The 22,883-nt window shown below is 43.5% G+C and carries 32 protein-coding genes; 19 read left to right on the forward strand and 13 right to left on the reverse strand.

The genetic code is table 11. The annotated features are described in order from the left end of the window. The first annotated feature begins 25 nt into the window (after positions 1 to 25). Entirely contained in the window at positions 26 to 379 is a 354-nt protein-coding gene (locus ACJVC5_RS13590; RefSeq protein ID WP_408096070.1) for a hypothetical protein, read from the forward strand. On the opposite strand, the gene ACJVC5_RS13595 is transcribed toward ACJVC5_RS13590, so the two are convergent. Then, complete coding sequence (locus tag ACJVC5_RS13595; protein ID WP_408096071.1) at positions 376 to 1,212, reverse strand: methyltransferase domain-containing protein; 837 nt, start codon at positions 1,210 to 1,212, stop codon at positions 376 to 378. The two genes, ACJVC5_RS13590 and ACJVC5_RS13595, sit on opposite strands and share 4 nt — an antisense overlap. A gap of 5 nt (positions 1,213 to 1,217) precedes the next feature. Further along, entirely contained in the window at positions 1,218 to 2,117 is a 900-nt protein-coding gene (locus ACJVC5_RS13600; protein WP_408096072.1) for a S1 family peptidase, read from the reverse strand. Between the two features lie 94 nt (positions 2,118 to 2,211). Between ACJVC5_RS13600 and ACJVC5_RS13605 the strand changes: the two genes are divergently transcribed. Beyond that, positions 2,212 to 2,652, forward strand: coding sequence for a hypothetical protein (locus ACJVC5_RS13605; RefSeq protein WP_408096073.1), 441 nt, complete (start codon positions 2,212 to 2,214; stop codon positions 2,650 to 2,652). Positions 2,653 to 2,860: 208 nt separating this feature from the next. Here the strand turns inward: ACJVC5_RS13605 and ACJVC5_RS13610 are convergent, their stop codons facing one another. After that, positions 2,861 to 3,421: a hypothetical protein gene (locus ACJVC5_RS13610; RefSeq protein ID WP_408096074.1), complete on the reverse strand. Its 561-nt coding sequence runs from the start codon at positions 3,419 to 3,421 to the stop codon at positions 2,861 to 2,863. A gap of 88 nt (positions 3,422 to 3,509) precedes the next feature. Here ACJVC5_RS13610 and ACJVC5_RS13615 point away from each other — a divergent pair, with 88 nt between their 5' ends. Then, positions 3,510 to 4,223: a response regulator gene (locus tag ACJVC5_RS13615; protein WP_408096075.1), complete on the forward strand. Its 714-nt coding sequence runs from the start codon at positions 3,510 to 3,512 to the stop codon at positions 4,221 to 4,223. Here the strand turns inward: ACJVC5_RS13615 and msrA are convergent. Further along, a complete protein-coding gene (gene msrA, locus ACJVC5_RS13620) occupies positions 4,220 to 4,768 on the reverse strand; it encodes a peptide-methionine (S)-S-oxide reductase MsrA (protein WP_408096076.1) in 549 nt (182 codons plus the stop codon). The genes ACJVC5_RS13615 and msrA overlap by 4 nt on opposite strands. Positions 4,769 to 4,879: 111 nt before the next feature. Between msrA and ACJVC5_RS13625 the strand changes: the two genes are divergently transcribed. Beyond that, positions 4,880 to 5,752, forward strand: coding sequence for an RsmB/NOP family class I SAM-dependent RNA methyltransferase (locus ACJVC5_RS13625; RefSeq protein WP_408096077.1), 873 nt, complete (start codon positions 4,880 to 4,882; stop codon positions 5,750 to 5,752). Here the strand turns inward: ACJVC5_RS13625 and ung are convergent. After that, positions 5,745 to 6,407: a uracil-DNA glycosylase gene (ung, locus tag ACJVC5_RS13630; protein WP_408096078.1), complete on the reverse strand. Its 663-nt coding sequence runs from the start codon at positions 6,405 to 6,407 to the stop codon at positions 5,745 to 5,747. The two genes, ACJVC5_RS13625 and ung, sit on opposite strands and share 8 nt — an antisense overlap. A 35-nt stretch (positions 6,408 to 6,442) precedes the next feature. Here ung and ACJVC5_RS13635 point away from each other — a divergent pair, with 35 nt between their 5' ends. The 4 genes from ACJVC5_RS13635 to ACJVC5_RS13650 are packed head-to-tail and all read left to right on the forward strand — an operon-like array spanning position 6,443 to position 9,171. Further along, on the forward strand, positions 6,443 to 7,720 hold the full coding sequence (locus tag ACJVC5_RS13635; RefSeq protein WP_408096079.1) for a 3'-5' exonuclease: 1,278 nt from the start codon (positions 6,443 to 6,445) through the stop codon (positions 7,718 to 7,720). Beyond that, the gene (locus ACJVC5_RS13640; RefSeq protein WP_408096080.1) at positions 7,696 to 8,109 is read left to right on the forward strand and encodes a thermonuclease family protein; all 414 of its coding nucleotides are present in this window, start codon (positions 7,696 to 7,698) and stop codon (positions 8,107 to 8,109) included. The genes ACJVC5_RS13635 and ACJVC5_RS13640 overlap by 25 nt, the downstream gene beginning before the upstream one ends. Continuing rightward, positions 8,090 to 8,533 carry a 6-pyruvoyl trahydropterin synthase family protein gene (locus ACJVC5_RS13645; protein WP_408096081.1) on the forward strand — a complete coding sequence of 148 codons (444 nt, stop codon included), beginning with the start codon at positions 8,090 to 8,092 and terminating at the stop codon, positions 8,531 to 8,533. Before ACJVC5_RS13640 ends, ACJVC5_RS13645 begins: the two co-directional genes overlap by 20 nt. Next, the gene (locus tag ACJVC5_RS13650; RefSeq protein WP_408096082.1) at positions 8,530 to 9,171 is read left to right on the forward strand and encodes a hypothetical protein; all 642 of its coding nucleotides are present in this window, start codon (positions 8,530 to 8,532) and stop codon (positions 9,169 to 9,171) included. The genes ACJVC5_RS13645 and ACJVC5_RS13650 overlap by 4 nt, the downstream gene beginning before the upstream one ends. Here the strand turns inward: ACJVC5_RS13650 and ACJVC5_RS13655 are convergent. Together ACJVC5_RS13655 and ACJVC5_RS13660 are read right to left on the reverse strand one after the other, a co-directional pair. Then, on the reverse strand, positions 9,155 to 9,988 hold the full coding sequence (locus ACJVC5_RS13655) for an HNH endonuclease (RefSeq protein ID WP_408096083.1): 834 nt from the start codon (positions 9,986 to 9,988) through the stop codon (positions 9,155 to 9,157). The two genes, ACJVC5_RS13650 and ACJVC5_RS13655, sit on opposite strands and share 17 nt — an antisense overlap. 94 nt (positions 9,989 to 10,082) lie before the next feature. After that, on the reverse strand, positions 10,083 to 10,793 hold the full coding sequence (locus tag ACJVC5_RS13660) for a hypothetical protein (RefSeq protein WP_408096084.1): 711 nt from the start codon (positions 10,791 to 10,793) through the stop codon (positions 10,083 to 10,085). A 208-nt stretch (positions 10,794 to 11,001) separates the two neighbouring features. On the opposite strand from ACJVC5_RS13660, the gene ACJVC5_RS13665 reads away from it, so the two are divergent. After that, entirely contained in the window at positions 11,002 to 11,235 is a 234-nt protein-coding gene (locus tag ACJVC5_RS13665; protein WP_321399962.1) for a hypothetical protein, read from the forward strand. On the opposite strand, the gene ACJVC5_RS13670 is transcribed toward ACJVC5_RS13665, so the two are convergent. The 3 genes from ACJVC5_RS13670 to ACJVC5_RS13680 are packed head-to-tail and all read right to left on the reverse strand — an operon-like array spanning position 11,232 to position 12,660. Beyond that, positions 11,232 to 11,684, reverse strand: coding sequence for a DUF4442 domain-containing protein (locus tag ACJVC5_RS13670; protein ID WP_408096085.1), 453 nt, complete (start codon positions 11,682 to 11,684; stop codon positions 11,232 to 11,234). The two genes, ACJVC5_RS13665 and ACJVC5_RS13670, sit on opposite strands and share 4 nt — an antisense overlap. Next, entirely contained in the window at positions 11,681 to 12,115 is a 435-nt protein-coding gene (locus ACJVC5_RS13675; protein ID WP_408096086.1) for a PaaI family thioesterase, read from the reverse strand. Before ACJVC5_RS13675 ends, ACJVC5_RS13670 begins: the two co-directional genes overlap by 4 nt. Beyond that, positions 12,112 to 12,660, reverse strand: a complete 549-nt coding sequence (locus tag ACJVC5_RS13680; protein WP_408096087.1) for a TetR/AcrR family transcriptional regulator — start codon at positions 12,658 to 12,660, stop codon at positions 12,112 to 12,114. The genes ACJVC5_RS13675 and ACJVC5_RS13680 overlap by 4 nt, the downstream gene beginning before the upstream one ends. Before the next feature lie 65 nt (positions 12,661 to 12,725). Here ACJVC5_RS13680 and ACJVC5_RS13685 point away from each other — a divergent pair, with 65 nt between their 5' ends. From ACJVC5_RS13685 to ACJVC5_RS13715, 7 genes are all read left to right on the forward strand, one after another. Beyond that, positions 12,726 to 13,991 carry an acetyl-CoA C-acetyltransferase gene (locus ACJVC5_RS13685; protein WP_408096088.1) on the forward strand — a complete coding sequence of 422 codons (1,266 nt, stop codon included), beginning with the start codon at positions 12,726 to 12,728 and terminating at the stop codon, positions 13,989 to 13,991. A 3-nt stretch (positions 13,992 to 13,994) separates the two neighbouring features. Then, a complete protein-coding gene (locus tag ACJVC5_RS13690; protein ID WP_408096089.1) occupies positions 13,995 to 14,516 on the forward strand; it encodes an acyl-CoA thioesterase in 522 nt (173 codons plus the stop codon). Positions 14,517 to 14,596: 80 nt separating this feature from the next. Then, positions 14,597 to 15,040, forward strand: coding sequence for a hypothetical protein (locus ACJVC5_RS13695; protein ID WP_408096090.1), 444 nt, complete (start codon positions 14,597 to 14,599; stop codon positions 15,038 to 15,040). A gap of 95 nt (positions 15,041 to 15,135) precedes the next feature. After that, positions 15,136 to 15,561 (forward strand): hypothetical protein, encoded by a 426-nt coding sequence (locus tag ACJVC5_RS13700; RefSeq protein ID WP_408096091.1) that lies wholly within the window; start codon positions 15,136 to 15,138, stop codon positions 15,559 to 15,561. Between the two features lie 303 nt (positions 15,562 to 15,864). Further along, a complete protein-coding gene (locus ACJVC5_RS13705) occupies positions 15,865 to 16,314 on the forward strand; it encodes a hypothetical protein (protein ID WP_408096092.1) in 450 nt (149 codons plus the stop codon). A gap of 12 nt (positions 16,315 to 16,326) precedes the next feature. Beyond that, positions 16,327 to 16,782, forward strand: a complete 456-nt coding sequence (locus tag ACJVC5_RS13710) for a hypothetical protein (protein ID WP_408096093.1) — start codon at positions 16,327 to 16,329, stop codon at positions 16,780 to 16,782. A 136-nt stretch (positions 16,783 to 16,918) separates the two neighbouring features. Continuing rightward, a complete protein-coding gene (locus tag ACJVC5_RS13715) occupies positions 16,919 to 17,362 on the forward strand; it encodes a hypothetical protein (protein WP_408096094.1) in 444 nt (147 codons plus the stop codon). Here the strand turns inward: ACJVC5_RS13715 and ACJVC5_RS13720 are convergent. Further along, entirely contained in the window at positions 17,335 to 18,243 is a 909-nt protein-coding gene (locus ACJVC5_RS13720; RefSeq protein ID WP_408096095.1) for a histone deacetylase family protein, read from the reverse strand. The two genes, ACJVC5_RS13715 and ACJVC5_RS13720, sit on opposite strands and share 28 nt — an antisense overlap. A 21-nt stretch (positions 18,244 to 18,264) precedes the next feature. Between ACJVC5_RS13720 and ACJVC5_RS13725 the strand changes: the two genes are divergently transcribed. Further along, positions 18,265 to 18,927, forward strand: a complete 663-nt coding sequence (locus ACJVC5_RS13725) for a class I SAM-dependent methyltransferase (RefSeq protein WP_408096096.1) — start codon at positions 18,265 to 18,267, stop codon at positions 18,925 to 18,927. A gap of 166 nt (positions 18,928 to 19,093) precedes the next feature. Here ACJVC5_RS13725 and ACJVC5_RS13730 read toward each other — a convergent pair whose 3' ends face one another. Both ACJVC5_RS13730 and ACJVC5_RS13735 read right to left on the reverse strand, forming a co-directional pair. Further along, a complete protein-coding gene (locus ACJVC5_RS13730) occupies positions 19,094 to 19,678 on the reverse strand; it encodes a redoxin domain-containing protein (protein WP_408096097.1) in 585 nt (194 codons plus the stop codon). Next, positions 19,644 to 20,909, reverse strand: coding sequence for a cytochrome-c peroxidase (locus ACJVC5_RS13735; RefSeq protein ID WP_408096098.1), 1,266 nt, complete (start codon positions 20,907 to 20,909; stop codon positions 19,644 to 19,646). Before ACJVC5_RS13735 ends, ACJVC5_RS13730 begins: the two co-directional genes overlap by 35 nt. A gap of 165 nt (positions 20,910 to 21,074) precedes the next feature. Here ACJVC5_RS13735 and ACJVC5_RS13740 point away from each other — a divergent pair, with 165 nt between their 5' ends. Together ACJVC5_RS13740 and ACJVC5_RS13745 are read left to right on the forward strand one after the other, a co-directional pair. Further along, on the forward strand, positions 21,075 to 21,815 hold the full coding sequence (locus ACJVC5_RS13740; RefSeq protein WP_408096099.1) for a YebC/PmpR family DNA-binding transcriptional regulator: 741 nt from the start codon (positions 21,075 to 21,077) through the stop codon (positions 21,813 to 21,815). Positions 21,816 to 21,870: 55 nt separating this feature from the next. Then, positions 21,871 to 22,881, forward strand: a complete 1,011-nt coding sequence (locus tag ACJVC5_RS13745; RefSeq protein ID WP_408096100.1) for a 3-oxoacyl-ACP synthase III family protein — start codon at positions 21,871 to 21,873, stop codon at positions 22,879 to 22,881. Positions 22,882 to 22,883: the final 2 nt, after the last annotated feature.

Raw genomic sequence — 22,883 nt, forward strand, 5'->3', positions numbered from 1 at the left:
GGGGGCCTTTTTTTTTGGAGGTTCTGTGAAAAACGTACTTCTTTTAATTGGTCTTTTTTCTTTCATGGTGTTCGCTGGCACTCCTGGATATGAGCTTACATTTGAAGTTCAGGGCAAGGAAATAGCGAAGACCCAAGGCAAGATTCGAATCAAAGAAGGCCAGATGGGGTCTCTTTCTTATGCTGGCACTGAGATTGAAGTCAGGGGAAAAGAGGGGGAGATTCAAGGTCACAAAGGAATCATGTTGGATTTTGTTCTGAAGAAAGATCAGAAGATCATTTCTAGACCTCAACTTTTAGTTGAAGAAAAGAAACAGGCAGAGTTTTCTCAAAGTGGAGAACTGACTTTAAAAGTAACTGCCACTCGGATTAATTTCTAATAATTGATGTTATACCCCATCTCCGGACGTCTTAATTCCTGAGACAGGTTCTGAAGGTTTTCGGGAATAGGTTGGTGGGGTGTAACAGGAAAAGGCTGCTGGCGCTTAGACTTCTTAAAGCGAATGGCCTCTCGGTTCTCCAAAGTTTTTACGTCAATTCCACGACGACGAATCTCGGCCATGGCGTCTCGAAGTTCCAGCACCAATCCTTTCGAATAAATATTGAGTCCCGTAATGTCAGTATGAAATGAAACTCCACCGGGGCGAAGCACACGCATGATCTCATTAAAGAGTTCAAACTTGTACTTGATATGCGTGATGGTGTCCTCTGAGAAGATCAGATCAAATTTGTTTTCGTCGTAAGGAATGCGGGCCCCAAAATCCAGGTCTTGGAAAACCACGTAGGGCAGATCAATCTCTTCGACTTCTTGCTTATTGAAAATTTCAAATTTTAAAGCGGTGAGGATGAAGCTCTCACGGCGATAAAAGGTACGGGTCTTTTCCCGATTCAAGGCATAGAACTCTACCTGTGGGAACTGCTTCTTTAATTCCATCAGAATTCGACCATCTCCCGCCTCAATTTCCATTACACGGGTCTTCTCACCGGCCAGACGGTTCTTTTCATAGGTCTCTTGAATCAGATCCTGCAAGCGATAAGGTGCAATCTTCTTATTGTATTCAACCAGTGAATGAGTGCGAGTTTCAGCGTCCTGGAGATTTTTATACTGGTCCCAGTTTACGGTCTGAACAGTGGTGTCCGTCTGGAAATACAATGACAGACAAAAACCCACAATAATGCATGAAATGATAAAGAGAATGTTTCTTAAACCCATAGGGTCTATTCAACCACAGAACGGTTAAACTTCTCAAGGGTTTCTGGGTCCTTGATTCCTTCACGCATGACTTTGATGATGGTTTCAGAATCAGTGGCAATGTTATAAACGAAATTGGTAAACTGACTTCTTTTGGCCGGGGTCTCGGCCTTCACAATTCCGATCACAAGATTTTCATCATTCAGTAAAGGACCACCTGAGTTTCCACCACGAATAGGTGCCCAGAAGAGAAGTCCGTATTTGTTTCTTCCAATGCCTCTGCCTTGAGAGATATGAATTCCCCAGGCGCCAGAATTGCCTATGGCCGTAGTGACTTCTTTATCAGGATCTAGGGGAGAATAGTGGGCCTTAAGTTTAAGTGAGGGACCATCTGCAAGCGAGACTTCTATTTTTTCCGAACGACAGAAAGCGCAATCTTTTTTTCTGATCGTAGTGGGTCTCATTTCAATCAGGCACACATCTTCTTTCACATGACAGAAGTGGACCTTCTTACAATCAAAGGTGTGACCTTCGTTATTCTTTACCTGGAAGTCCGCACAAGAGGTGGTGTTTTTAAACTCACGATCAAGAACATGGTTATTCGTGAGGACCAGATTTTCTCCGATGCTAAAAGCGGTTCCCTGGCGATCCTCTCCATTGGGATAGTTCGGATCTGGAATCATCCGAAACACAGGCATTGAGAGAGTTTTGAACGTTTCGTATTGCTCAGCTGAGAGCGTGACTTTCGAGTCATTTTTCGTGAATCTTCCAAATTCATCATATGAAACCGCTTTTACTGTTACAGTTCCGTCATCATTGTTTTTGGCCTTTTCAAAGATATTTAAATTCGGATACACGACTCGTGGAGGAACCACGGAACGTGCCTGAACAAGACCAGTAAATAGAAGCAGAAAAGCGAATTTCATGAAAAGGATTGTAGGACCATTTTTGAGTGGAGAGGGTAGGTCTTGTAAAGGTTTCACGGAAAGACTAATATCAAGAACTTAAGGAGTTATTGTCATGAAGTTAATCGTTTGTTTGTTCTTAATGTTTTTTAATTTAAGTGCTTTCGCGAACCAATTGGGCCTTGGTGTTTCCCTCGGAAATCCTACAGGGCTGAATGGTAAATACTGGCTAGATGAGAAGACGGCCGTAGACGGTGGTCTTGGGATGTCACTTGGTAAGAACACTGACGTGAGCATTCATTCAGACTACCTTCTTCATAAGGAAGGGGCCTTTTTCTTCAATGATGTTCACCCTTTGGATCTTTACTATGGTCTAGGTGCTCGCATGGAGTTTGAAGATGACATCAATTTAGGAGTTAGAATTCCTGTTGGTCTCGCTCACAGAGTAGAGAATAAGCGCGCAGATATTTTCGGAGAAGTGGCGCCAGTTATTGATTTTATTACCTCTACCGGACTGGAGTTACATATCCTGTTCGGCGGTCGTTATTACTTTTAGTTATAGGGCCATAGAAATTATCAATTTTCTTAAAAAACCTTACTGTGCGATAAAGTCAGCAAGGAGATTTTATGAAAACTGTCATTGCCCTTCTTTTAGTATTAAGTGCACAACTTTCATTTGCTCAAACTCATGAGGAAGATGAAGTCCAACCAGTAAGAATTATCAGAGAATTAAGATAATGATCGGGGTCCTTAGGGACCCCTTCTTATTGGACCAGAATTTTCTGTTTGATCGAAGCTTTCTTACCGTTGATTTCTGTAATTCGTAGTTCCCCGCCAAGATTTTTCTCAACCGGATTTTTATTCACAGGATTGAGTTGTACTCGATAGTCGGCCTCGAACTTCACCTTTGAAGTTTTTCCACTTAAAAAACCCTCACGCATTTCCAGATTTAAAATAGGTTTGGTTTCGAGCATGGCCGTGATTTTATTTTGGCTTTCGACCTTGTTATAAGAGCGAATGTTTCTGAGTTCCAGTACGGCCGGGAAAGATTGAAACACTTTAGGATGGATGGTGCCTTGGATGTCGCAGCCTTCTTTAAATTTATATGTGACGCTGGCCTTTTCTTTCATCATAAGGACATTCATCCAATTAATCTTTGTTTTGTCGCAGCCATCAACTCGAAACTTTTCTGTGCCTTTTGGTCTCGTTTTACTGGCGCCTGCAATAAGTGGGCGAATAAGCTCCTGAATGGAACGTTTGGCGTCTTCAACTTCTGTTGTGGCCTTTGTTGTAAACGATATAAGTAAAACGATCAGGAATTGCATGTAACCTCAGATATTTAGCTAATATTTATTGTATGACATCTGGAATTTTTTGATAAAATAATATTTTGAAAGAACCGATCGGAAAAGTATGGAAGAAGATGTTCTTAAAGGAAAGACCCTATTAGTAGTTGATGACGAAGTCGATCTTCGGGACATCGTTGCCTCTGAATTGGAATTCATGGGTGCCAAGGTATTTCAGGCCGAAAATATTCTTTCTGCTCAAAAGATCCTAATGTCGAACAAGATTGATCTCATCATCTCTGACATCCGCATGCCGGGTGGTACAGGTGTCGATCTTTTAGATGTGGTAAAATCTAAAGATGTTCATGTTCCACCAGTGATCCTCATTACTGGTTTCGCAGATATCACCAATGAAGACGCTTTTGATAAAGGCGCTGAGGCGCTTTTAAATAAACCCTTCAAGCTTGATGATTTGATCAAGATGGCCGTGAGATACACCTCTCCAGTTGAAGAGCGCTTTAATCATGGAACAATTGAGACCCGTAAAGAGATAAAACCTCTTAATGGCGAAATCAAAATTGGCCGTGGTGGTGTGGCCCTGAAACTTGATACTCATGGTACCAAGTACGAGATCGGGGAAATCGTGAAATTCAACTTCGACTATGAGGATAAATCATTTGCTGGCGAAGGCATTTGCCGTTGGTTCAAGCCGACGGATCAAGGTGCACAGAAGGCCACAATGGGTGTGGAGTTCATGCACCTGACGAAGGAAACACTTGATCACTTCAAAGAATTCTTTGAAGACAGCAAAGTCATTCCTTATATTCCATCTCTTTCTTAATCTCTTAACCAATGACATGTATAACCACCGGGATTCTTTTTTAAGTAATCCTGGTGATATTCTTCTGCCGGATAGAACTTCGTGGCCGGAATGACCTGAGTTACGATCGGACGGGGCCATTTTTTAGAAGCATTGACCTTTGCAATGGTTTCTTCAGCAATTTTTTTCTGCTCTGGAGAGTGATAGAAAATCGCTGAGCGGTACTGTGTCCCTTTATCGTTACCTTGTTGGTTTAAGGTCGTTGGATCATGAAGACGGAAGAAATAGCCAAGTAGATCAGCATACGAAAGTTTATTGGCGTCGAATTCCACTTCGATGGATTCAGCGTGATTAGTGGTCCCAAGCTTAACGATGTTGTAGTTTGGATTATCTACAGTACCACCGGTATAACCCACAGTTGTGTTCGTTACCCCAGGGATAGCACGGATAATTTCTTCCACACCCCAAAAACATCCACCGGCCAGAGTCGCGATTTCTTTTTTCATGGTCTTTGCTCCTAGATTTGTCCACATGAGAATAGAGAATAAAAGCGCTATAAATTTCATTTGAACCTCTTTCATCATAATAGAACTTCCCGCAAGAATTGGCTTCCATAAACCGTCACGCTCAGGTATTAACATTCTCGACTCATATCCAAACTTTGTTACAATGATTTTATGACGAAAGGCCCTGAAGGTTTTGAACAGTTTTATTCTGAGATGTATGGTGAGCGCTGGCCTCGTCTGAAAGAGGCGTTGCTGGCACCAAAAAAACATGTGGCCGTTGCAAACCCATTCTCAAAATTCAAATTTCCTGAGGCCCCTCTGCATGTGACAGGTATCTCCTTCGAGCACGACGTGAGAGAAAGTTTTCCTCAGCCAGAAAAGACTGAGGAAGGCTACATGAACTATTACCTCATGGATGCGGCCAGTATTCTTCCAGTTGAAGCACTTGATCTTCAACCAGGCGAGAAGATGGTGGATCTTTGTGCGGCTCCCGGTGGAAAAAGTTTTCTGTGTGCTCTGAAATTAAAGAACCAGGGACTCTTGGTTTCCAATGATCGCTCGGCGGCTCGTCGTGCGCGCATTCATAGAATATTTGATGATTATCTTCCTAAGTCTGAACAAAAAAATCATACTGTGACAGGACATGATGCCACTAAGTGGAGCCTGTATCAGAAAAGTATCTACGATAAAGTCCTTCTGGATGCTCCTTGTTCATCAGAGAGACATGTTCTGGAAGACTCTAAGGAACTCGCGATCTGGGCCCCGGGAAGAACTAAGGCGATTGCGATTTCTCAATTTGCCATGCTTGCCTCAGCTCTGGATATTGTGAAAGTAGGCGGCACGATTGTGTATTCAACTTGCGCGCTTTCTCAATTAGAAAACGACGACATCATTCGTAAGCTTTATCAAAAGCGCCCAGGGCGTTTTGAACTTATCCGCAAAGAATTCTCATTTGGAGAACCAACGGAATTTGGTTGGCAGGTATTGCCAGACAATACCGGCTGGGGACCTTTTTATCTGGCCGTGGTTAAACGAACTAAGTAACCGTCCAATCAATTGGTTTAAGACCGTGCTCTTTCAAATAAGCATTGGTTTGTGAGAAAGGTTTTGAACCCATGAAGCCGCGATAAACCGACAGTGGTGACGGGTGCACGGATTTTAGGATCAGATGTTTTTTTTCATCTACATGTTGTGCTTTCTTTTGGGCCGGTGCCCCCCACAGAATAAACACCACGTTTTCTTTCTGATTTAAAACTTCAATCACTTTATCAGTGAACTTTTCCCAACCTTTTTTGTGATGACTTCCGGCCTTGCCGTCTTCAACAGTTAAAACTGTATTGAGAAGGAACACTCCCTGACGGGCCCAGCTCTCAAGGCAACCGTGATCGGGAACATCAATTCCCATATCGTCTTTAAGCTCTTTAAAAATGTTCACCAGCGATGGAGGTGTCTTCACACCACGCTGAACGGAAAAACACAATCCATGGGCCTGTCCAAAACCGTGATAAGGGTCCTGGCCTAGAATGACCACTTTGACGTTGTCGTAAGAGGTTAAACGGAAGGCCTCGAAGATATTTTCCTTCGGAGGATAGATTGTTTTAGTCTGGGAATCTAAAAATTCCTGTAATTCCTTGAAGTAAGGCTTAGTAAATTCAGGGCCTAAAAAGGGCATCCAGCTTGGGTCGAGAGTGAAATTCATGGCCCAAATTCTCTCTAATCTTGTAAGATATGTCTATGGGCCCGCGACGTTATGTGATCTGCGACATTGAGGCAACAGGGTTAGATGAAGACCGAGATCTGATTGAGATCGCGCTTATTACTTACCAGGACGACAAGGTGGTGGATGTCTATGACACTTTGATCAACCCTCTAAGACCTATTCCCGAATTCATTTCTAATCTCACGATGATTTCCAACCGCGACTTGGAAGCGGCCCCTAAGTTTTATGAAGTGGCCGATGCTATTCGCATGCGTCTGGAAGGTGCGGTGTTTGTTTCTCATAATACCGAGTTCGACCTGGGACTTCTGCGCAAAAAATATCAGGAGATGGGCCAAGAATTGAGAGTTAAAAACTTTTGTACTCTAAAAGTTGCTCAGCACGAGATTCCGGGTCTTCGAAATTATAATCTCGATGCGCTTTGCAGTTTTTTTGGAATCAAGATTGAGGATCGCCATCGCGCGGTCGGAGATGCAAAGGCAACGCTGGGTCTATTCAAAGAACTTCTGCAACTCCGTTTAAAGACCTACACCAAGATTTTGTTCCTGCCTCATCATGAAAAGATGCTGAAGAAGATTCCAACCAAAGCAGGGCTTCTTTATTTTAAAGATGCGGGTGGAAAGGTTCTTCGTTTTGAAGCGACTTTCAACATGGAGAAGACCGCTCGTGAGTTATTGGAAGTGAAGGCCGATAATCGGGACCTGCTTCAAAAAGTGGAAATGGTGGAAGGTGAATTGACGGGGTCGGCCCTGATCGCTGAGTTCAGAAAGCTTCTGTTCCATCCTTATCAACCTCACTGGATGATTGTGACCCAAGAGTTAGATTCAGGTGAGAAGTTCTTTAAGATTCGTCCTTATAAAAAAGGTTTGAATGGTTTGTGGTATTTTAAAGAGTACCTGGATGCTAAAAAGAAACTTAGAACTTTGGAGAATGGTTTAAAGGACCAGACCTTTGCTTATCGTGAAGGTGGAAAGTCCAAGGAAGAAATCGTTCGTCATAACCGAAAGGTTGAAACGTTCTCGAAAGAGGCCCGTTTTCCGAACGATAATTTAGTCATTGTGGGGGAAGGACGGACCATGGGGGAGAAATCCCTGATCCTGGTCAGAGACAACCATGTTGTGGGTTATGGTTATACTGAGGCCTCTGAAGATGAGATTTATGCTCATCCTGAGCAGTATCTGACTCGTAGATTTTTTCAGCACCTGGGCGCGGATTTAGCGACCAGAAAATATATTCGAGTATTAAAAAATTTAAGGAATAAAACAGAGTCATGGCGAAGCTTATCTTTATCTTAATGTTGTCAGTGAGCGCTTTCGCCCGGACAGATGTAAAATACTTAAGAAACTATGATGGAGACACCATTACCTTCGATGTGGGAAAGGTGAGAGTTCTGGGAGTTGATACTGCTGAACTAAGAAGCCGTAAACCATGCGAGAAGGAATACGGAAAAGTGGCCCAGGTCTTTGTTGAGAAGGAGCTACGGGCCGCCAAGGAAATTTACCTAACAAACAACAATAAACGTGATATCTATGGGCGAATTTTGGCAAAGGTCCATTACGACGGAAAAGATCTTACAGAAGTGCTTCTCCGTGAACAACTGGCCGTGCCCTATGTCCCTAAGAAACGCCAAAAAGTGAATTGGTGTAAGGTGCAGGAGAAGAGAAATGAATCCAAAAAACTTTAAATCTACAAAACGCTTTAGTGGTTTCCCTTGTACCCACCGTCAGTGGCGTGCGGAATCTCATTGTCGTTTCGTTCACGGGTACTCTCGTGAATTCTATTTTGAATTTGAAGGCAAAGAACTGACGAAAGAAGGCTGGGTGGTAGACTTTGGCGGTCTTAAAGAAGTGAAGGCCTGGTTGAATCATATGTTTGATCATACGTTTCTGGTGTCTCAAGACGATCCAGCGATGGAAGAGTTTAAGAAGCTTGATGAGGCCGGTGTGATTCAATTGCGTGTGATGCCAAATCCTGGAATGGAAGGGTCAGCTCAGTATGTGTATGAAGAGGCCTCTAAGATTTTAAAGAAGCTTTACGGTGATCGCGTTTGGATCAGCATGGTTCAAGTCAGCGAGAACGAAAACAACTCTGCTATTTTCACTCCATGAGTTACTGGGACCGCTTCGAACCTTCGGCTTGTTATCCAGACAAGTGCCAGTGTGAGGCGGTCCAGGACGCTTTAATCCGCCAGCCCTCGGCCTTTTGGTCGTCCTTGGCCTACCTGTTTGCCGGTGTCGCCATCTATCGTGAAGTTAAAAACAAAAGTCATGAACTTAAAATGTGGGCCGGGGTTTGCTGCCTCATGGGTCTGTCGAGCATGTTCGGACATGGAAGCTTTATTCGAGTTTCCCTTGCCCTGGATTTTGCTTCAATTGTTTTGGTTCTAAGCTTTTTTGCCATTCTTTCTTATTTAAGAAAATTTTCTGCTTCGAAGATCATGGCCTTTTTCAGTGTGTATTATGTGGCCCTTTTCCTGGCCATGTATCACATGGGGAAGTGGCCCAAGATTGGAGCGTGCCTTGCGATCTTTGCGGTTTCCATGGGAGAAGTCGTTAAACGTCCAGTGGATAAGAATTTATTCTTGTGCCTGGGGATTCTCGCTCTGTCGTTTGGAGTTTTTGTGATTGATGAAATGCATATTGGCTGTGATCCTCACAGTCTTTTTCAATTCCATTCTTTGTGGCATTTGGGTACCGGACTGGCGATGTATTTCTATGGTAAGTGGCGCTTTACAAACGCTGCTTGATCCTTTGTCTTTGATTGCAGTTTCTGCAAAGTAATCTTAAATTGTCTTTGGTCGTTTTGCCTCCGTGTGAGAATGGGGTGATGTGGTCGAATTCGAGTCTAAACTGTGAGCTACAGATGGAACATTTACGATCACGTTCGTATATTGCTTTCTTAAAGACTGCAGGAATGTATCGAGGATTATTGGAAGGACGATTTTTAGTCGAAGTCGTTTTAAACTTTTCTGCAATGAGAGTCTCTAAGGCCGCTTTTAAGACAGTATCCCAAAAATTGTTTTTCACTAGCCCTTTGAGGTCCTCATAAATTTGGAGTTCGACATCAGTGAGAGTAACTGAAAGTAAGTTCGTTGTCTTGGTAAGGGGACGAACTTCCCGTTTCGGAGCTGGATTAGGGCCAGTAATTTCCATTAAAGTTTTTTCACAGGTTCTAGTAGAGGTATTTTCAATAGTCGCCAGGACTTCCTTTTTGAATTTTAAATCGGTGATGTTTTCTTGTTTGAAAGCATTTGCTGCCATTCCAATTTGAGTTAGATTTAATTCTCCGCTTTGAATTTTCGTTTCAATCTCCGGAATTTCTTCTAAAAGCCTAGCAGCTTTAATTCTTCTTGCAGCAGAAGGTTCAGAAAAACCAAGTTCTTGGACGACATAATTAAACATTGAGGAGTAGCCAAGTTCGACAAATAGCTTTCTCACTTCGATTTCTTTTAGATGGTGGAGAAGCTGGGCCGTTACAGTTCTATACTCTTGAGCGAGTTTTTTTGTGTCTAATAGTAGAGTTTTATCTGTTAGATGTTTTAAGTTCATACCATCTACTAACATGAACTCGAGTTTGAAAGTTAGAGTCTAAGAATAATTCAGCATTAAAAGTTCAAATTAGAATAACGCAAAGTTCACTACGGCGCCGTAGTAAACCTTAAGATTGTCGGTACTGATCCAACCAAGCGAGTAACTGTGGATCCATCTCGACTGGCACATAAGCAGGGGTATTGAGAGCATATAAAGCGACAGGCGGATTTAAATCCTGGGCCCAGCCGCGGAAATAGTCCTCAGAGAAATAATGAATCATGGCCGACTTCAAGCACTTTAGTAAATGAACGGCATAGGCATTCATGTCGGCAATCAGATATTCAAATTCGGAGGCAAAGGCCTCATTGGTTAAATCGAAGTAGCCGATGGTTTTATCCAGTAATCCATAAAACCCCAGCTGTCCTAGATAACATTCATTGTGATAATAAAAATGATCGGCATGAATCAAATCATGCATGATGAAGCTTAAGGCATCACGCTCACCTAAAATATAAGTGGAGAGTCTCTGATCCACGATGGCCGTGACACAACGGCGACCCATCTTTTGCTGCTTTAAAACTTCCGCAGGATAAGGAATACGGAACATGAGCTCCAAACCATAATGACCTGCTGACCATTCGAGAACAGCACGGTTGACGGATTCTGGAGTTGATTTCAAGGCGAAGTTCGCGAAGATTTCATTGAGTGTCTCGATGCCTTCGAGACGCTTCAGGATATTTGGCTCGAAGGTAAATGGTAAATCTCTCCAGGCCACACCAGAGACTTTAACTGAGTTTTTCTTCGAACCTAACCAGTTCCCTGGGTAACGATGAGACAAATACGTGAGTATGTAGGCCGCTACAAAATCTGACCCGGATAGGATTTTTTGAAACGGAGTAACTTTGGATAAGATAAAGGGAGCCTCCGCATGTAACTCTGACTCGGAAACTAACTTCTTCTTAAAACGCCCCGCTCTTGAGGATGATTTAATAGGTAAATTTGAACTCATACGATATCATTTAACATAATGGTCCAAGGAGGGAAATATGATTTGGGATAGTTTAGAAAGATGTTGGAGACAGGGTGGCCGTAAGAACGTAAAAGTACGTTTCAATGACTGGACTCACCAAATTAAGTATTTCATGATCATGGGCGAGTCGTCAGACGGAAAACGTTTCGTAGGTGTGCTCGACACAGGTGAGAAAATTAGCTTTTACAAAAAATCACGTGGGTGGATGCTATACTACCCTGAGTCTGAGTTTCAAGCACACGCAGTTTAGGTCGATTTTTTTCTGATATAAAGAACCTTATCGACGTCCGCAATGAGCTTTCCATCCTTGTCTTTGATTTCAACTTTAAAAATGTAGTCCATTTTATTCTGGGTCACGAGAGTGGCCCGGATTTCTTCTAAGTGAGCATCAGTGAGATTAAAATTTGCATACACTGTTCCCCGGCCGGGCTTTCTAAAATTAATCGTCGCGGCCTTGTCCCACACGATGTACTCGGGGCCAAGATTCTTGATCAGCATCAGCATGTACCAAGGATCTACCATGGCATATAGAGAGCCACCGAACTGAGTTCCCATGTAGTTCTTGTTATAGAAGGTGAGCTTCATCGCTACACGAGCGTGACGAAAGTCCTTGGACATTTTCTGGAGACGAACTCCGGCCCCAACAAATGGGCCGTAGAAGTTAATGATTTTCTCTAAGAACAGTTGTCTGAGTCTCATGAAAGCACCTTTACGTGAGTTTCAGCATGGGCCATGAGTTCTCCCTTAGGAGACTTCACATCCGCCCGCATAAAAATGAAGTTTTTGGTTTTCTTCAAAACTTGGGCCTCAATTATACAATGGCCCATCTCTTCCGTGAAGCTCGTTAAGAATGTCACATTCATAGAAATTGTTAAACAAGGGCCCTGGGCCGTGATGTAAGACAAAGGTCCAAAGACATCATCAATACAACCAGCAAGAATCCCGCCCTGGTAAACACCAACTGGGTTCGTGAAGTGTTTTTGGAAAGGAATTTTTGCCACCATCTTTTCACCCGGGACGATTTCAAGAAACTCATGTCCTAATGAAAGCATGGATGGAGGAGGAAGCTGAAGTTTTCCCTCTTTGTTGAAGTGCTTTAAACCATCTAACCATTTTTGATGAACGCTCATGCTTTAATACTCTTTAAATATGATTTTAAGTTTTTCTTCCCGAGATTCGGGTCGCCTGTAATGCGGGCCAATTGAAGACTGCCTTGAAGTAAAGACATGGTACAGATAACGGCCTCTCCTCGTGGGATCGAGATATCCATTTGTTTAAATAATGAATTTAGCCAGTCTTTTTGGAGTTCATGGAGTTTTTTAATTTCAGTTTGGAGATCTGGATCAACCTGTTGCCACTCTAGACTTAAAGCTCCCACTGGACACACACGTTGTTTCTCACTGATCCAACGAGTGAGAGTCTCTGCATATTGCATGATCTGCTTTTCTGGTGCCAGATGTTTGTATTTCTCGACCCAGGCGAGGAAGGCATTCTGATAAAAGCGATACAGTTCAATCGCCAGGGCATTTTTAGAAGGGTAGTGATGGAAGACGCTCGCCTTCTTAATATTTAAAGACGCGGCCAGTTCCTGCAAACTAAAGCCGTTTAGTCCTTTGCTAAGGAGCATGCGGCTAGCTTCATGTAATAACTCGGTTTTAGTGTTAGGTATGGACATTTATCCGGTCCTCCATTAGAATGAAGTATACCCTACCGACCGGTCGGTTGTCAAAAAGGAATGTTATGAGGAAAGTGGCAATTTTAGGTGGTTCAAGAACTCCCTTCGTAAAATCAATGACGAGCTATCAAGGGCTCTCAAACCAAACCATGCTGACAGCAGTGATGAATGATTTGGTTAATAAGACAAATTTAAAAGGCAAACTTCTAGGTGACGTCATTGCGGGTACTGTGATGAATCACCCGTTTGACTATAACCTAACACGTGAAGTGGTGCTTGGAACTGAACTTGATCCAAGAACACCGGGTCTCAATATTCAACGTGCGTGTGGTACTGGGTTAGAGGCGGCCAATCTTGTGTTCTTAAAAGTCGCCACGGGCCAGATGGATTCTGGGATTGCTGGCGGTTCTGATACAAATTCGGACATTCCATTCGTAGGTCAACGTCGCTTGACCCACTTTATGATTAAGCTTCAGAACGCGAAGACTCTTACTGATAAATTGAAGATTCTCTCATCTTTCAATCCAAAAATGCTTAAGCCTGAGATCCCTGTGGTAAAAGAGCCGCGCACGGGTCTATCTATGGGTGAGCATGCGGAGCTCATGGTGAAAGAGTGGGGCATTACTCGTGAGGCCCAAGACCAACTTGCCTTAGAATCTCACCAGAAAGCAGCGAAGGCCTATGAAGAAGGTTTTTATGATGACCTCATCATTAATTTCCAAGGTCTCAAGAAAGATGCTTTTACTCGTAAAGACACCTCAATTGAAAAACTCGCAAAACTAAAACCAGCTTTCGATTTCAGCGGTAAAGGTTCCCTCACAGCTGGTAACTCAACACCCTTAACCGATGGTGCTTCTGCGGTTCTTATGGGCTCAGAAGATTTTGCCAGAGAAAATAATCTGGAAGTTATGGCCTACTTTAAAGATGCGGAAGTGGCAGCAGTGGATTTCGTTCACGGCGAAGGACTTCTCATGGGGCCAACGATTGCCGTCTCTCGATTGTTAGAGAGAAATAACCTTACTCTTCAAGATTTCGACTTCTACGAAATCCATGAGGCCTTCGCGGGCCAAGTACTTTGTACACTCAAGGCCTGGGAAGATCCTGAATACTGTAAGCGCGTTCTTAATCGCGATAAAGCAATGGGTTCAATTGATCGCAACAAGATGAACGTAAAAGGTGGTTCACTTGCAGTTGGTCACCCTTTCGCTGCGACCGGTGGACGTATTGTGGCCGCTGCCGGAAAAATCTTGAAAGAGGCCGGTAAAGGTCGACTTCTGGTTTCGGTTTGTACGGCCGGTGGTATGGGAGTTGCTGCCATTATTGAGAGGTAATGTATGCACATGATCTTCAGAACAATTCTTATTTTTTTGAAGAAGCGTTTTCTCTCGAAGACCAGCTTCAATGAGAAAACCACAATTACCATGAGGGTCTTCCCAACTGATTTGGATTTTCTCTGGCATGTGAATAACGGGGTCTATTTTTCATTCATGGACTTCGGCCGTTGGGACATGATCTTTCGAAATGGAACGTTTGATCTTGCCACTAAAATGGGCTGGTACTCAGTAGTGGCAGGAGAAACCATTAAGTTTAAGCGCTCTTTGGAACTCTGGGACAAGTTCCAACTCGAAACACAAATCATGGGTTACGATGAGAAATATTTCTTCATTCAACAGCGCTTCATGAAAGACGGCAATGTGATGGCCACGGGGTTGGTGAAGGTACGTTTCTTAAAACGCAAAGGTGGAACTGTTTCCACCAAGGAAGTCATGGACTTATTTAAGGGCGTGGAGCTTCAAAATCATGCGCAAGAATTAAGCGGAGAGTGGTATGGCATGGAGAATAAATATCTCGCATAGCGCTTGGGCCTTATTTAAGTGATTAAAGCGGTCCTCTTTTGTTAGAAATTTCTGCTGTTAATTCTAACAAAAGAGGGAATATGAAATTGATTGTCCTGACTCTCGTTTTTCTTCTCTGGTCTGTTGCCCGCGCCGATGAAACTGTAGTGACTGAAATGCGTGCGAGTTTTTGGAGAACAGAGGCCACTCCGATGTTTGAAATTAACCGTGACCTGGGAAGAGCTTGGGTGACAATCAAATCCTGGGACGCCAGTCAGTCTCGTCGGGACCGCTATTACAGTTATTATCGCCAATTAGTTCCTGGGCTTTCTTTCGACAAAGAATCTTCGACAATTGTTTATGAAAAAGATGGCGCTATTACGACTTGTGCCAAAGTTGAATCTCGCGGCCGCTCCATCTTTCGTTGGGACTACATTTTGCCCACTGGTTGTGAGTTAAAACTTAAAAAAGTCATGAGAGATGTGGATAACGGATATGAAGTTAGACGCGTTGAAATGATTCAGGTCCTATTAAACGTCCTCTAGTGTTTTTTTTTGTAATCACTTCGTAAAATTTGTATCTACAGAGACAAACCTCTTTGTTAATTGTGTGTTTTTTAACCACTAACAAAGAGGTTTGTTTGAAAAAATTAGCATTGTCTCTATCACTTCTTCTGGTATCTGCTGCTCACGCTTCTGTGATTCTTGAATCTCCAACTGTTTCTGGTTCATACAAAAGAGAAGCTGTTTTTGAAATTAACCGTGCAGAGGGCACTGCTTGGGTAAACTTAAAACAATATGTTCGTCATCACCGCGGTCGTGGCGAAACTTATGATCAAGTAACAGAACACAAGGCCCAGGTTGAAGGTCTTTCTTTCGACGCAAACACAAGTACAATCGTTCTTGATCAAGACGGCGCTCTTCATGAGTGTGCTACAGTTGTTCGTCGTGGAATCTCAATCTTCAAGTACGATAAGATCACTCCGACAGGCTGTAAGCTTTCAGTTGAAAGAGAAAGCATCAACTGGCGTAGAAGCAAACTTAAAGTTCACCTTATCGCTGAATAATTTTTTTCTCATCATACGCTGATCGTTCGGTCAGCGTATGCTCTCCTAAAAAATCCTCAATATTTTGCAAAGATTCTGTTAAGAGCGCGAAGAGCTCAAAAAATTTTTTCTTACTTAGAAGTTGGAAACCGCTGGTGACATAGTGGCCAGATTGACAACCTACTAGAGGAGAAATTTGTTTTTTTTAGTGATCAAAAACAGATGATAGGTCGCGTAGCGCTTCATTTAAGTTTAAGTCTACAAGGAAATGTCGCTTTTGCTAATCCTCTTGGCGTTCTCTAACCATTAACAAAGAGGTTTGTTATGAAAACGCTAGCATTGTCCTTGTCTCTGTTATTTGTTTCTGCAGCAAACGCATCTGTCATACTTGAAGTGCCGACTGATTTCTGGACAGACAGAAGTGAGGCCAAATTTGAAGTGAACAAAGGCCAAGGTCGTGCTTGGGTAACATTCATGCAAATTGAGCGGATGCGTGGTGGGCACAAAAGTGCCAATGCTGAAACCGTTCGTGAAACGCCCATAAAAGTACCAGGCATGTCTTACGATGCAGCATCTCAAGCAATCGTTCTAGAGCAAGAGGGTAGACTGATAGAATGTGCCACTGTTCGCACTCGTGGTGTTTCGATTTTCAAGTACGACAAGATCACTCCGACTGGCTGTAAACTCGTCGTTAAACAGGCAAAGAAGCCTTATGACGATGGTTTTAGAACTCGTTACCTAAAAGTTACTCAAGTTCACCTCATTACAGAATAAGGGGCCCTATCCATGAAATTCTTAACTCTCGCATTTGCTCTTTTCTGTATCGCTGAAGTGAAGGCCGCCGAAACAGTGGTTCTGGAAGTCCCAAAGAATTCGTGGGCCCGTGATCTTAAGGCCGAGTTCGAAGTAAATAAAGAAAACGGTCGGGCATGGGTGAATTTAAATTACAGAGAGCAATTCGGTGGCTCAGGTAGCCGTCGTGATGCTCCACAAATGTCCATTAGTACACGAGTGTCCGGTCTCTCATATGACGCAGCTTCAATGAACATTGTCTTTGAACAAGACGGTGTTTTAACTGAATGTGCATCGGTTAGAACTCGTGGAGTTTCAATTTTCAGGCACGATAAAATCACCATGACGGGCTGTAAGTTGAAAGTAAAACATGTAAAGAAGATGGTGGACAATGGGTATGAGATTCGTAAGGAAGACAGAACTCAGGTCCTTCTCATTACCAATAATTAAACATTTAATTTAACTCTCACATAGCGGATATCTTAAGGTATCCGCTTTTTCTGCTCGCACAAGATTAAAGCATTTTACAACAGGTGAGTGAACTTTTATACAGGGCAATCGTTTAACTTTAACTACTGGGGTATGTATGAAATTATTCGCTCTTGTTTTCTCTCTACTCGCGTTCTCGGCAGCACACGCTTCTTCTAAAGTTCTCGTTTATGAAGTTGCAGAATCTTACTGGAAACAAAATCCAGATGCTTCTTTCTCTGTTAATAAGGTGAAAGACAACGCTTTCATTAACTTCACAACTGAGACGATCGAGCAGGATCCTCATCGCGTGATTAAAAATGAAACGAAGGTAGCAGTTTCTGGCCTTTCAATTCGTGACGGTAAAACAATTCAATTAGATCACGAAGGCGCTCTTGTTGATTGCGCGAACGTTGAAACTCGTGGAATCTCAGTTTTCCGTTGGAACAAAGTGATTGAAACTGGTTGCACAGTGAAAGTTGAAACAGTTCGAAAAGTTTTCAACGACAACGGTTACACTCGCAAAATGCGCGTTCACCAGGTTTTCATTGTTGTTAAGTAATTCTCTTTCGCGACTTTAATAGTGTTCACGTGGGCGCGTACTGTAAGTTCAATCGGATTTGCGTACCCGCCCCCGAGTCCCATCGCCACTGGTTTATTACCCGCAAATTCAAACACCATCCGGTCTCTTTTCATGAGCCCCTCGAAGGTAAGGGCAAAAGTCCCAAGAGTGTCCTCTTTCAGAGGATCAACGCCCGCTTGGTAGAAAAGTATATCGTAATCAATGTGACTGATTTGTCTTAAAGCACTGGCCAGCGCTGAAAGATATTCCTCATCTCCTGTCCCGGCCGGAAGTCCCACATCGAGATGGGAAGGTACCTTTCTGAAGGGATAGTTCTTGTCCCCGTGAAGACTTAAGATAAAGACATCATCTCTATTCCCTAAAATGGAACTGTTGCCATTTCCCTGATGAACGTCGAGATCAATAATGAGAATTTTTTTGACCTTTCGGGTTTCAAGCAGTCGTAGGGCCGCTACTGCAAAGTCATTAAACACGCAGTAACCCTCTCCACGATCCGCATGCGCATGATGAGTGCCTCCGGCAAGTAGAGCTGAGAAACCGTTCCTTAAAGCGGAATCTGTGGCCGCAATAAAACCACCAACGGCCGTGTAGGAACGAATGAGAAGCTCCGGACTCCAGGTAAGTCCAATCGGACGGAGTTCTTTTTCTGATAGTGTATTGTTCTTTAGTCCCATCACATAATGGGAAGTGTGGGCCCGCAGAACATCTTCATCACTGGCCACTTCCGCCGGATAGAGTTGGTCCTCAGAGAGGACGTTTTCTCTCACCAGGGCCTCATGGAGAAGTCGATATTTCTGCATCGGAAAACGATGTCCTGGTGGCAGGGGAACCTGAATGTGATCAGTGTAGAAAAACTGCATTTTCCGAGTATAGTTAGTTTCATGCGAACCATAAAGATGAAATATCCCACCCAAATTAGACAACGATCCATTGACGGCAAATTATATGTGATGGAGGCGATTCGAGATTTAGATGAGGCGATTGATTTAATCTGTGAGGCCATGACGCCGGAAGAGCAATTGGATCCTTTCGCAGAAGACCTGTGCCCGTATTTCGGGATTCTTTGGCCCGCGGCCGAGGCACTTGCTCAGTACATTGGTAACAAACCAGAGTTAGTAAAAAATAAAACAGTTCTGGAACTTGGTTGTGGTTTGGGATTTCCTGCACTCGTAGCAAGTCATTTAGGTGGAAAGGTTCTCGCCACGGATTTTCATCCTGACGTGGAAGAATATTTTCTGCGCAATTGTCGCCACTCATCTGTTCACTGCGATTATATGCGCCTTAATTGGAGGGAAGAGAGCAGTGTGGGTCAGTTTGATGTGGTGATGGGGTCTGATGTTTTATATGAGAGCAAACACCCAAAAGAAGTCGCTCGTGGTCTCATCAGATATGCAAAGCCGGGAGGGAAAATTATTTTATCCGATCCCGGCCGAAGTTATTTACAACAATTTATGAATGCCATGAATGATGAAGGTCATAAAGAAGAAATCGTGACCCTCACGATTGATCAAAAAGAAGTTTTTGTTATTGAATATACTGTGTGAAGTAATAAAGACTGCAAGCAAGTGTGATTAGCGTAAATTTTAAGATCATTTCTCCTCCTTGAGAAATTCATGGGCTTAAATTTTATTCTAGCTTTAATTGTGGAAGGTTTCCAAGAAGTTTCAGAGGAGAAAATTTGTCCCGACTAAAACAGTCGGGACATTCGGATCAGTATTTAACGGCACACCCGTAAGATCTTGTTGTATGAGCGGTCACTTTTTTACCAGCAAGCACTTCATCCAATGCTTTTGCCACGTAGTTCTTTGCAGTTGCGATCGAATCCTTTTCTGTATCTGGTTGATCGTCAATGGCCCCTTGGTAAACCAGGTCGCCTTCTTTGTTGATGATGTACATGTGTGGACTTGTTTTAGCTCCGTACATTTTTCCAACTTCACCGGTTGGATCTAAAAGAATGTCCGTAGCCCCTGATTTATTGGCCGTCTTTTCCTTAAGCGCGCCGGCCTGATCAACGTGGCCCTGCTTTCCTGGGGCGGAAGAAATCACCGAAAACCAGACCACACCTTTCTCGGTGTACTTCTTTTGAAGGGCCTGCATATTGCCTGAGTCATAGTGCTTACGAACAAAAGGACATCCGTGGTTAAGCCATTCAAGGACCACGATTTTGCCTTTATAGTCACCTAGAGAAACTTCTTTCGATAGACCGGTTAGTTTAAACGTTGGTGCCTTCTCGCCGGTGGTAAGGGCGAAACAAGTGCTACTAATTAAGAAGAGGAGAGCAATCAGTAACTTCATTTTCAACTCCTTTGAGGTATTTCTGTAAACTAATGTCAGTTAAGGCCACTTTTAGGAAACAAAACAGATCGGCTTTCTCATCGCTTGTCAGATAAAGATTTCGCGCCAATTGCGGTGAAAGAGTTCTTTCACGATTATCATGATTGGCCCCGTTAGTGTCGAGGATCAGAGTGTCTGAATAGTTTCTGTGACGAGGGTTCCAGGTAAAATTGCGGAAAGTGTTGTGAGGATTATTGTAGTGCTCAATCACTTCCCAAAGATTCTTAAAGGTTCCAGCATGCATATAAGGTGCAGTCACACCGACGTTACGAAGAGGGGAAACGCGGAATTTATAGACGTCATTCGGATTTTGGGTGATTGCCGCACGGCCGTGATCATCGGCCAATAGTTGAGGAACACCAATATTTTGGAAACCGTAACTCGTGAGCTGATCTCCTACGTGGCACATGGTACACATGCCTTTACCTAGAAACACCGTGGCACCTCTTTTCATTCTCTCAGTGAGAGCGTTTTTTCTCCCTCTCAGATACAGGTCCCAAGGAGTGTTTACGGCCAGAAAATGGTGACGTTGGAATTCCGCAAGAGCATTTCCGACATGAGCGATATTAAAGCTTGTGACGTTGGGATAAGCGACTCTGAAAAGTTTCGTGTATTCAGGAATACTGAGAACGCGTGCCATGATCTGGTCCCAGGCCTCAACAGTTGAGAGCGTCGATTCTTTCCCGAGCATTTCTGCTGGATTTGCCAGAGGGAAAACTGCCTGAACCGCCGAGATGGAGTCAAAAGTTCTGGCAATTTCCGGAAGCTCCGGATTCTCACCATTAATTTTTGGTTCGGGAGTCATCCAGTGGTTGCGGATTCTCATCACTCGACCGTCCCAGAAGAGAGTGCGAACGTCAGCTAGACCTACGTTGTAGTTAGCAGGAGTATGGCGAGCGAGAACGAGTCCATTTTGTTGAACGCGACGGGCACCCAGTCCCTGGGCCCCTTCACCAAGACCAAGTGGAAGTGCGTCGCCTCCAAAACCTTCTTGCGAGTGACAGGAATTACAGCTGATATTGCCTTTACCTGAGAGTCTATTATCAAAATAGAGCTTTGAGCCCAATTGATACAGGGCCATACGTTTTTGTGGGGCCGCAAGAGGGGCGAGTCTTAATCTTTGGATATAATCGTCGAGATTTTGTGCCTGCGCAGAAGAGAAAGAGAATAAAAATGCCAGAACCAAGAACATGGAAAGCCTTTTATAAATTTCGGAATACCAAGCATAGGGTTTGGCATACCAAACTTCAAGCCTAAAAGTAGCGCAACTCTGCGTTATTACCGACTTTTTTCAAGCCTAAAAGAGGCTTTTTAGGATATAGTTAGTCATTAAATTTCTCTACGATAGGAGTGCCCTGTGGGACGTAAATGGAACAACATTAAGATGAAAAAAGCCGCTCAAGATAAGGCGCGCTCTCAAAGTTATACCAAGGTTCTTCGCGAAATTCTTATGGCCGTTAAAAACTCTGGCCACGCTGAAGTTGAATCAAACTTTGCTCTAAAAATTGCTCTTCAAAAAGCTAAAGATAATAACGTTCCTAGAGATAACGTAGACAAAGCGATTAAGAAAGGTCTGGGCCAAGACGGTGCTGTGGTCGAAGAAATCAACTATGAAGGTTACGGCCTTGATGGTGTGGCGATCTTCATTGAGAGCGCGACTGATAACCCAACTCGTACGGTAAGTAACGTTCGTTCTTACTTCAACAAATACGGTGGTTCTCTTGGTACTCCAGGGTGTCTTCAGTTCGTGTTTGAACGTAAGGCGATGTTCACAATTAAAGAAGAAGACATGAATAAGATGTCGACTGATGATCTTATGATGGAACTTATCGACTTCAACATTGATGATGTTGAACTTGAAGATGGGTTTGTTACGGTGAAAGCTCCAACAGAAGCTTACCATGACGTGTATAAGAAACTTGAGGCCCTAAAAATCAAGATTGAAGATTCTGGTCTAGAGCGTCTTCCACTTAATACAAAAGAAGTTTCAAAAGAGTCTTATGAAAAGATTCAGAAGCTTATTGACGTGCTTGAGAGTGATGATGATGTGACAAAGGTCTACCATAACCTAGAATGGAACGAAGCTTTCGCAGAGTAATTTACGATATGGCCTTTCTTCGGAAAGGCCTTTTTATATCAGCAAAGGAATGCTTATGTATAATTCAGAGATTATTGGCACAGGGATGTATGTACCGCCGGGTGTGGTCACCAACCATGACCTCTCGAAGATGATGGAAACTTCTCATGACTGGATTGTGCAACGATCTGGGATTGAGGAACGCCGCTGGGTAACTCCTGAAGTGGGAACCACGGACCTTGCTCTTCGCGCCTGTGAAGAGGCCATCAAGAACGCTGGGATTGATAAAAAAGAAATCGACTGTCTTCTCTTCGCCACTCTTTCTCCTGATCATGATTTTCCTGGTTCAGCATGTTTCCTTCAACCGAAACTGGGCCTCACAGATATTCCAGCGATTGATGTTCGTCAGCAGTGTTCGGGCTTCATCTATGCCATGAGTATCGCCGATGCTTTCATTAAGACCGGCCAGTATAAAACTGTTCTGGTTGTTGGCGCGGAAGTTCACTCTAAGGGACTGGATAAAACCACTCGCGGACGTGATGTGGCCGTGCTCTTTGGAGATGGTGCTGGTGCGATCGTGATGAGAAGGACGGATGTGAAGGATCCAAAAAAAGATTCTCACGTGTGGTCGACTCATTTATATACGGAAGGCGCCGGAGCAAAAGAGCTTTGGTTAGAAGCTCCTGGGATGGCATTAGGGGCGGATCGTATTAATCACGACATGCTTGAGAAGGGCATTCAATATCCACAAATGAATGGGAAGAAGGTCTTTGCCAATGCAGTGAGGAGACTTTGTGAATGTACGATGACCGCATTGAAGGCCAATAATCTTGCTCTTGATGATATTGATCTCTTCTTGTTTCACCAAGCGAACATGAGAATCAATCAAATGGTCGCTCAGGAACTTAAAATCCCTGAAGAAAAAGTGTTCAATACAATTCAAAAATACGGTAACACCACGGCGGCGACGATTCCTATTGGGATGGCAGAAGCAGTGAAGGCCGGAAAACTTAAAAAAGGCTCACTTGTTGCAAGTGCCGTGTTTGGTTCAGGCTTTACTTGGGCAAGTTCAGTCTATCGGTGGTAATC

Origin of the sequence: Peredibacter sp. HCB2-198 (assembly GCF_045999315.1) — a bacterium.
In the GTDB taxonomy this organism is placed as follows: domain Bacteria; phylum Bdellovibrionota; class Bacteriovoracia; order Bacteriovoracales; family Bacteriovoracaceae; genus Peredibacter.